This is a genomic window from Yoonia sp., assembly GCF_014859355.1.
GTDB lineage: Bacteria > Pseudomonadota > Alphaproteobacteria > Rhodobacterales > Rhodobacteraceae > Yoonia.
The window spans coordinates 1-9,194 of sequence record NZ_JACUUJ010000063.1 but is presented as its reverse complement, the minus strand read 5'-3'; the positions used below and the strand labels follow the sequence as shown (position 1 = coordinate 9,194).

Sequence of the window (9,194 nt, the reverse complement as noted above, 5' to 3'; positions counted from 1 at the left end):
CCGCCACGGGCAATGAATTTACCGCCGTGATCGGCAATCGCAGGGCCGGCCAGTTCCGCGTATTTCTTGTAGGCCGCATCATCCGTGACAGTGACGTGGGCAATCCAAAGTGCGCTCATTTCAAGCCCTCCAATATGTTTTTCGCAGCCGCAATCGCAGCGTCGGCATTCGCTGCAGACGCGCCACCGCCTTGCGCCATATCAGGGCGACCACCGCCGCCCTTGCCGCCCAATTCTGGCGTGACAGCACGCAGAATATCCACCGCGGAAACGCGTCCTACCATGTCGTCGGTCACGCCCACAGCAACAGCCGACTTGCCGCCGGTATCGGCGATCAGCAAAACCGCCCCGCTGCCGATCTGCGCCTTGATCTCGTCGATCAGGGCGGGCAAGTCTTTGCCGGTGACGCCCGACAGCACTTGCGCCTGAAACGGCACGCCATTGACAACATTGACCGGGGCCACCTGCCCTGCGCCGCCGCCCATCGCCAGTTCGCGGCGCAGTTGCGCCACCTCGTTCGCCAATGCGCGCCGTTCGTCCATCAGCGCCTTTACGCGGTCCGCAACCTCGGCCGATGGTGCCTTGAGCGTCGTGGCCACCTGTGCCAACCGAGCATCTTGTGCGCGCAGATAATCAAGCGCAGCTTCGCCCGTCAACGCCTCGACCCGGCGGACACCGGCACTGGATGCGCTATCACCCAACAGCACGAATGTGCCGATTTCACCCAGTTGTTTGACGTGCGTGCCACCGCAGAGTTCCAGCGAATAGGTGTCGCCGGTGGTGCCCTTGCCAGAACCGGCCTGCCGGCCCATTGACACCACGCGCACCTCATCGCCATATTTTTCACCAAACAGCGCCTGCGCGCCCAAGGCGCGGGCGTCATCCGGCGTCATGATGCGGGTTTCAACGGGGCTGTTCTGCCGGATCACCGCATTCACGTCGTGTTCGACCTGCGCCAGTTCATCCGCAGACAGCGGTTTGGTATGGCTAAAGTCAAACCGCAGCCGGTCGGGCGCATTCAACGACCCGCGCTGCGCGATATGATCACCCAGCGTTTCGCGCAGTGCTTCGTTCAGCAAATGCGTGGCGGAATGGTTCGCCATGATCCTGCCGCGCCGCGCAGGATCAACCGACAGTTCGGCGCCCTGCCCGGTGTTGATCGTGCCGTCCGTCACCGTGGCGAAATGCACATAAAGGCCCGCCACTTTCTTGGTGTCGGTAATCTGGGCGCTGCCGGTTTCGGTTTTCAGCCAGCCCGCATCGCCCACCTGACCACCGGATTCGGCGTAAAACGGGGTCTGGTTCAGCACGATCTGCACAGCGCCACCAGCATGATCGACCGTGTCGCCATCAACCACCAGCGCCAAAACCCGGCCTTCGGCGCTCAGCGTATCATAGCCCAGAAAATCGGTCGTGCCGTGTGTGTCGGCAATATCGAACCACACCGCGCTATCCGCCGCTTCGCCGGTGCCGGACCATGCCGCGCGCGCCTTGGCCTTTTGTTCGGCCATGGCGGTATCGAACCCTGCGGTATCCACCGCGCGGCCCTGTTCGCGCAGCGCATCCTGCGTCAAATCCAGCGGGAAACCATAGGTGTCATACAGCTTGAATGCGGCTTGCCCGGGCAGTTCGGCGCCATCAGGCAGATGCGCCAATTCCTCGTCCAGCAGCTTGAGTCCGCGATCAAGCGTCTGTTTGAACCGCACTTCTTCGTTCAGCAGGGTTTCCTCGATCAGGCGCTTGCCCTGCCCCAGTTCAGGATAGGCCCCGCCCATCTGTTGCACCAACGCAGGCACCAGGCGGTGCATCACCGGATCCTTGGCCCCCAGCAAATGCGCGTGCCGCATCGCGCGGCGCATGATGCGGCGCAGAACATAGCCGCGCCCTTCGTTCGACGGCAACACGCCTTCGGCAATCAGGAAAGAGGTTGATCGCAGATGATCCGCGATCACCCGGTGGTGGGTATTGCCAGGGCCGTCAGGATCGGTCGAAGTGACTGTGGCCGATGCTTCGATCAGGGCGCGCATCAGGTCGGTATCATAATTGTCGTGCTTGCCCTGCAACAGCGCGCCAATCCGTTCCAGCCCCATGCCGGTATCGATCGACTGCATGTCAAGCGGGCGCAAGGTGCCATCCTCGAACTGTTCGTTCTGCATGAACACAAGGTTCCAGATTTCAATAAACCGGTCGCCATCTTCTTGCGCCGAACCAGGAGGGCCGCCCCAGATGTGATCGCCATGATCATAGAAAATTTCGGTGCAGGGGCCGCAAGGGCCGGTTGGCCCCATACGCCAGAAATTGTCATCGGTGGGGATGCGGATGATCTTGTCATCGCTCAGCCCTGCGACCTTTTTCCAGATCGCGGCGGCCTCGTCGTCGGTGTGGTATACGGTGACCAGCAAACGGTTCTTCTCGATCCCGAAATCCCGTGTCAGCAGTTCCCAGGCAAAGGCGATCGCATCATCCTTGAAATAATCGCCAAAGCTGAAATTTCCCAGCATTTCGAAAAATGTGTGGTGGCGCGCGGTATAGCCCACGTTGTCAAGATCGTTGTGTTTGCCCCCGGCGCGCACGCATTTCTGACTGGTGGTCGCGCGGGAATAGTCGCGGGTTTCGATGCCGGTGAACAGGTTCTTGAACTGCACCATGCCCGAATTGGTGAACATCAACGTCGGGTCATTGCGCGGCACAAGCGGGCTGGACGGGACAACCGCGTGCCCCTGTTTTTCAAAGTAGGACAAAAAGGTGGATCGGATATCAGCAAGGCTGGACATGGCGCGCTTTCAACACTTGAATTTGTTCTGCTGAGAAATAGACATGCGGCCCGCCACTGTCCACAGGCAGACTACGAAAAAGGGCGCCGCGACCGCAGCACCCTTTCCCAGAGTATTCTCCACCGCGGTCAGCGATGTGGGCGTTTGCGCAGTCGCCATCTGCGACTGTTACACCTCGACCAGATCGTCACCAGCATTATCGTCGCTACCGGCCATGTCAAATTCAAGGCCATGGGCGGCGCGGATCTTGTCCTCGATCTCATTGGCGATCTTTGGATTTTCCTTGAGGAACAGTTTAGAGTTTTCACGCCCCTGCCCGATCCGTTCATCGCCATAGCTAAACCAGGCGCCGGATTTTTCCACCACACCGGCCTTGACGCCCAAATCCAGCAATTCGCCGGTTTTTGAGATACCTTCACCATACATGATGTCGAATTCCACCTGTTTGAACGGCGGCGCGACCTTGTTTTTCACAACTTTCACGCGGGTTGCGTTGCCCACGATTTCGTCCCGGTCCTTGATCGCGCCGATGCGACGAATATCAAGACGGACAGAGGCATAGAATTTCAATGCATTGCCGCCTGTCGTGGTTTCGGGGCTGCCGAACATCACGCCGATCTTCATGCGAATCTGGTTGATGAAGATCACCATACAGCCCGAACGGTTGATTGAGCCTGTCAGCTTGCGCATGGCCTGGCTCATCAAACGGGCGTGGACACCGACGGAACTGTCGCCCATGTCGCCCTCAAGTTCTGATTTCGGGGTTAGCGCGGCCACCGAATCGATCACAACCAGCGCCACCGCACCAGAACGCACCAGCGTATCGACGATTTCCAGCGCCTGTTCACCGGTATCGGGTTGCGAAATCAGCAATTCATCCAGGTTCACGCCCAGTTTTTTGGCATATTGCGGGTCAAGCGCGTGTTCGGCATCGACAAAGGCACAAACGCCGCCTTTTTTCTGTTCTTCTGCGATGGCGTGCAGCGTCAGCGTGGTTTTCCCCGACGATTCCGGGCCATAAATCTCGATCACGCGGCCTTTGGGCAAGCCACCGATGCCAAGCGCAATATCAAGGCCAAGCGAGCCGGTCGATGTCGCCTCGATATCGGGCATCTGGTTCTGGCCGCCCAGTTTCATGATCGAGCCTTTACCGAACTGCCGTTCGATCTGTGCCAGCGCACTTTCGAGCGCCTTTTCCTTGTCCGCGGATTTCTTGTCAGCCATTTTGAGGAGTTCTGCCGTTGCCATGTTTCCCGTCCTTATTTCATGCCCCCTGCCGGGCGGCAATCATTGCTTTTGTTCTTATTATGTTCCCAACTATGTGAGGCCAAAAGAAGAACATTGCAACAAGATTTTTCGTCTTCACCTTTGGCCATCAGTGGTTAATGATTGCTTTACGCGGGCAAGATCATTTGCAAAATTCCAGAGGTTTCCATCCAAATGCTTGTTTTCTGGCAAGAAAACCTTGTTCTATTAGCCGTTCCCAAAACCGGAACCACAGCATTGGCAGGCGCTTTGGCCCCGGGCGCATCCATGGTCCTGCGTGATCCGCCGGGGCTGAAACATATGTCATGCCGTCGCTACAACCGATTCCTGCGGCCGTTATTGCTGCAGCCAGACGGACAGGCCCCCGAACTGATGGCAGTTGTGCGCCAACCCGTTGACTGGTTGGCCAGCTGGTATCGGTATCGCAGTCGCGACGCCCTGGTGGGCCACCCCAACAGCACCCGGGGGATCAGTTTCAACGATTTTGTAATGGAATATTGCAAAGACCAACCGGCGCCTTTTGCCGCCGTCGGTTCACAGGCAAAATTCCTGCGGGTGGACAACGATAAAGTTGGCGTCGATTACCTGTTTCGCTACGAATCATGGGATAAAATCACCAATTTTCTGGCGCAGCGTCTCAATAGGCCGGTTGCGCCAAAACAGATCAACGTTTCGCCTGTCATGCCGACGACGTTGTCGCCATCCGTTGCAGCCCAATTGCACGACAAACGCGCCGCCGAATTTGCGATCTGGCAGACCGGCCAAGCCTGAGCCTAAGCGGCAGGTTTGCTCAGCGTTCGGGCGACCGCATCTTTCCATCCGGCATAGCGCCTGTCGCGCGTCACCGTATCCATCTGCGGCTTGAAACGTCGGTCCAGCGCCCACTGCGCGGCAAAGCCTGCCTGATCGGGGTAAATCCCTGCCCGCATCCCCGCCAGCCAGGCAACGCCCATCGCGGTCGTTTCAGACACCTGTGGCCGGTCAACCGGCGCACCGATGATATCGGACAAGAATTGCATCGTCCAGTCAGAGACGCTCATACCACCGTCCACCCGCAAAATTCCTTCGGAATCAGGATTCTGCCAATCGCTTTTCATCGCTTCAATCAAGTCGCGCGTCTGAAACCCGACGCTTTCCAAGGCCGCGCGGGCAAATTCAGCCGGACCGGAATTGCGGGTCAGGCCGTAAATCGCGCCCCGCGCTTCGGCGTCCCAATAGGGCGCGCCAAGCCCGGTAAAGGCAGGCACCAGATAGAGTTCATGCCCGAAATCGGCGCTTTCGGCCAAGGCCTGCGTTTCACCCGCTTCACGGATCATGTGCAGCCCGTCACGCAACCATTGCACAACAGCCCCGGCAATAAAAATAGACCCTTCAATGGCATAGGTCGGTTTGCCGTCAAACTGATAGGCAATCGTGCCCAACAGGCGGTTTTTGCTTTCAACCAAGGTGTCGCCCGTGTTGAGCAAGGCAAAACAGCCGGTGCCATAGGTTGATTTCACCATCCCCGGCTTGAAACAGGCCTGCCCCAGCGTGGCCGCCTGCTGGTCACCGGCCACCCCCAAAATGGGCAGCGGGGCGCCAAAAAGCGCCTTTTCAGTCATGCCGAAATCAGCAGCCGAGTCCTTCACCTGCGGCAACATGACCATGGGAATATCAAAGCGATCACAGACTGAGGCGCTCCAGCATCCTTTGCGAATATCATAAAGCATGGTGCGCGCGGCATTCGTGGCATCGGTCACATGCGACGCGCCGCCTGTCATTTTCCAAATCAGATAACTATCCACCGTGCCAAACAGCAGATCACCCGCTTTGGCCCGTTCCTGCGCGCCTTGCACGTTTTGCAGGATATAGCGCAGCTTGGTGCCTGAAAAATACGGATCTGCCAGCAAGCCCGTTTTACGTGTGATGATCTGGTCAAACCCTTCGGTGCGCAATTCTTGACAAAAATCCGATGTGCGCCGGTCCTGCCAGACGATGGCATTATGCACAGGTTCGCCTGTGTTTTTATCCCAGACAACCGTTGTTTCGCGCTGGTTTGTGATACCAATTGCGGTGATCGCACGCGCGGTGATGTCAGCCTTTGCCATGACATCACGGCAAGTCGCGACAACTGATGCCCAGATATCCGCCGGATCATGTTCAACCCAGCCCGATTGCGGAAAATGCTGCGGAAATTCCTGCTGCGCGGTGGCAACAACCTTCATGTCCTTGTCAAACAAGATCGCGCGGCTTGATGTGGTGCCCTGATCAATCGCGAGAATATAGGTCATGTGTGCCCCCTGTTTTTCATCAGCCTAGCGGAGTTTGCGGTCCCGCCTCAACCCGCCATATGTGCATCAAGCGCCGCAATCTGGTCGGGCGTCATGCGCAGGCCCAGTTTGCTGCGCCGCCAGACCACATCTTCTGCGGTCCGGGCATATTCACGCGCCATCAGCCATGCCACCTCGGCCCCGGTCAGGGTTGCGCCAAAATCCGGCCCCAGATCGGCGGTTGTTTTGGCATCACCCAGAACCTGGCGTGCATCGGTGCCGTAAGCGCGGATCAGGCGCAGCGCCCAAGCTGTTGTCAGAAAAGGGTAATCTGCCTGTAAATCAGTCACCAGCCGGTCGCGGTCACGCACCTTGAAATCGCCCCCCGGCAGGGGCGCATCGGCCGTCCAGTCACAGGTGCCGCCGATCAGCGGTATCAGCTTGGCCAGCGCGTTTTCCGCCAGCTTGCGATAGGTCGTGATCTTGCCACCAAAGACGTTGAGCAATGGCGCGCCGGTGTCATCCAGCGACAGAACATAGTCGCGCGTCGCGGCCGTTGCGGATTTCGCCCCATCATCATAAAGCGGGCGCACGCCGGAATAGGTCCAGACGATATCATCGCGGGTGATGGGTTTTTCGAAATACTGCGAAGCGAAAGCGCACAGATAGTCCTGTTCTGCGTCGGTTGCGACAGGCTTGGTGTTCAGATCGTCATGTTCCTGATCTGTGGTGCCGATCAGGGTGAAATCCGTTTCATAGGGAATGGCAAAGATGATCCGCCCGTCTTCGCCTTGAAAAAAATACGCCTTGTCGTGATCAAACAACTTTTTCGTCACGATATGGCTGCCACGCACCAGCCGCACCCCTTCAGAGGTATTCTGATGCGCTACCTGCCGGACAACATTTTCAACCCAAGGCCCGCCAGCATTGACCAATGCGCGGGCGGTGAATGTTTGTTCCTTGCCCTGTGACTGCGTGACGATACGCCAATAACCTTCCACCCGATCTGCGCGGATCACCCGTGTGCGGGTCATGATCGTTGCCCCGCGGTCAGCGGCATCGCGGGCGTTCAGAACGACAAGGCGTGCATCTTCGATCCAGCAATCGGAATATTCATAGGCCTTTTCGAATTTACCTTTCAGCGGCGCGCCTTCGGGCTGTCGGGTCAGATCGACAACACTGGTTGCGGGCAGAATTTTACGCCCGCCAAGGGTGTCATACATGAACAAACCTAAACGGATCAGCCACGCCGGGCGGCGGCCTTTCATCCATGGCATGACCAACGTCAGCAAGCGCGATGTGGGCGTGTCGCCTTCGAACCGCATGTCGGGGTGATAGGGCAGCACGAACCGCATCGGCCAACTGATATGGGGCATATTGCGCAACAAAACCTCGCGTTCGATCAGCGCTTTGCGGACCAGCCCGAATTCGAAATATTCCAGATAGCGCAATCCGCCGTGAAACAGCTTGGTCGAGGCGGATGACGTGGCCGACGCCAGATCGTTCATTTCCGCCAACCCCACGCGCAGCCCACGCCCTGCCGCATCCCGCGCAATGCCGCAGCCGTTGATACCACCGCCAATGACGAAAAGGTCAAAATCCGTTTGCATGATGCGCCCCGTTTTTTTTGCAGGCCGTAAGGGCGTTATGGCGCAAGCGCAAGAACGGGTTGCAAAACTGTTCGCCTGTGACAAAGCGAACACCAAGCGAATAAAAAATCATAAATGATTACGCGCATTAAAACTTGTATCATTTTCGCATGCAATTAATACCGAACATATGGATACAGACACGCGCCACAGCTTGATCCGCGCTAGGGCACAACAAACAGGCAAGGTGATTGCCACCGATCTGGCAGATGAAACCGGCGTCGCGGTGCAGACGATCCGCCGCGATCTGCGCCAGCTTTGCGCGGCCGGCCTGTTAGAGCGGATCCACGGCGGGGCGGTTCTGCCGTCGGGTGTCAGCAATATCGGCTATGGCGACCGCCGTGCGCTGAACCGCGATACCAAGATCAGGATTGCGCGCGCCACCGCAAGGCTGATCCCTGACAATGCGTCGCTGTTCCTGAACATCGGCACCACAACCGAGGCTGTCGCCCACGCCCTGCACGCGCATCGTAACCTGATGGTCGTGACCAACAATCTGAACGTGGCGAATATTCTGGCGGCGAACCCCGCCTGCGATGTGGTGGTCGCCGGTGGCAGCCTGCGCCGGTCCGATGGCGGGTTGGTGGGGGATCTGGCCGCCCTTGCGATCGACCGCTTTAAGGTCGATTTTGCAGTGATCGGCGCATCGGCGATCGATCAGTCCGGTGACCTGCTTGATTTCGACCCCGAAGAGGTCCGCGTCAGCCAGCAGATCATTGCAGCCGCGCGTGCCACGATCCTTGTGGCGGACAGCAGCAAATTCACCCGCAAGGCGCCGGTGAAAATCGCGTCACTGGCGCAGGTTGATCATTTCGTGACCGACAGGGTGCCATCAGAGGCGCTGATCAATCACTGCACCGATTGGGAAACGCGGCTAACCTTGGTCTGACGCGTCTTGCGCGCCCTTGAACCCTGTCGCTACCACGAATTTTTCCGAACTGTCCGACCGTGACGCAGGCGGTTTGACGTTGGCGACCTTGGCAAAGCGCGATTTCAGCAATTTCTGCAAATCGCCTTCGGCGCCGCCGGCCAGCACCTTGGCCACAAATGTGCCGCCGTCCTCTAATACGTCGAACGCGAAATGCGCCGCCGCCTCGCACAGCGCGATGATCCGGTTGTGGTCGGTCTGTTTGTGCCCGGATGCCGATGCGGCCATGTCGGACATTACCACATTTGCCTTGCCGCCCAGCCACGCCTTTACCTTTTCATCAGCATCATTTTCCAGAAAATCAAGCTGGTGAATTTCGGCCCCTGCAA

8 protein-coding genes are annotated in these 9,194 nt (G+C 58.2%); 2 read left to right on the top strand and 6 right to left on the bottom strand.

Annotation, left to right across the window (positions count from 1 at the left end):
* From IBX59_RS14320 to recA, 3 genes are all read right to left on the bottom strand, one after another.
* On the bottom strand, nucleotides 1–119 hold a 119-nt coding region (locus tag IBX59_RS14320; RefSeq protein WP_296376760.1), incomplete at its 3' end, for a DUF1330 domain-containing protein.
* Nucleotides 116–2,773, bottom strand: coding sequence for an alanine--tRNA ligase (alaS, locus tag IBX59_RS14315; protein WP_296376758.1), 2,658 nt, complete (start codon nucleotides 2,771–2,773; stop codon nucleotides 116–118). The genes alaS and IBX59_RS14320, both read right to left, overlap by 4 nt.
* 168 nt (nucleotides 2,774–2,941) lie before the next feature.
* Complete coding sequence (gene recA / locus IBX59_RS14310) at nucleotides 2,942–4,021, bottom strand: recombinase RecA (protein WP_296376756.1); 1,080 nt, start codon at nucleotides 4,019–4,021, stop codon at nucleotides 2,942–2,944.
* 192 nt (nucleotides 4,022–4,213) lie between these two features.
* Between recA and IBX59_RS14305 the strand changes: the two genes are divergently transcribed.
* Nucleotides 4,214–4,810, top strand: a complete 597-nt coding sequence (locus tag IBX59_RS14305; RefSeq protein ID WP_296376754.1) for a gamma-glutamyl kinase — start codon at nucleotides 4,214–4,216, stop codon at nucleotides 4,808–4,810.
* 2 nt (nucleotides 4,811–4,812) lie between these two features.
* Here IBX59_RS14305 and glpK read toward each other — a convergent pair whose 3' ends face one another.
* Nucleotides 4,813–6,309: a glycerol kinase GlpK gene (gene glpK, locus IBX59_RS14300; RefSeq protein ID WP_296376753.1), complete on the bottom strand. Its 1,497-nt coding sequence runs from the start codon at nucleotides 6,307–6,309 to the stop codon at nucleotides 4,813–4,815.
* Nucleotides 6,310–6,356: 47 nt separating this feature from the next.
* Nucleotides 6,357–7,898, bottom strand: a complete 1,542-nt coding sequence (glpD, locus tag IBX59_RS14295) for a glycerol-3-phosphate dehydrogenase (RefSeq protein WP_296376751.1) — start codon at nucleotides 7,896–7,898, stop codon at nucleotides 6,357–6,359.
* 169 nt (nucleotides 7,899–8,067) lie between these two features.
* On the opposite strand from glpD, the gene IBX59_RS14290 reads away from it, so the two are divergent.
* Nucleotides 8,068–8,826 carry a DeoR/GlpR family DNA-binding transcription regulator gene (locus IBX59_RS14290; protein ID WP_296376748.1) on the top strand — a complete coding sequence of 253 codons (759 nt, stop codon included), beginning with the start codon at nucleotides 8,068–8,070 and terminating at the stop codon, nucleotides 8,824–8,826.
* Here the strand turns inward: IBX59_RS14290 and IBX59_RS14285 are convergent.
* On the bottom strand, nucleotides 8,812–9,194 hold a 383-nt coding region (locus IBX59_RS14285), incomplete at its 5' end, for an RlmE family RNA methyltransferase (protein ID WP_296376745.1). The two genes, IBX59_RS14290 and IBX59_RS14285, sit on opposite strands and share 15 nt — an antisense overlap.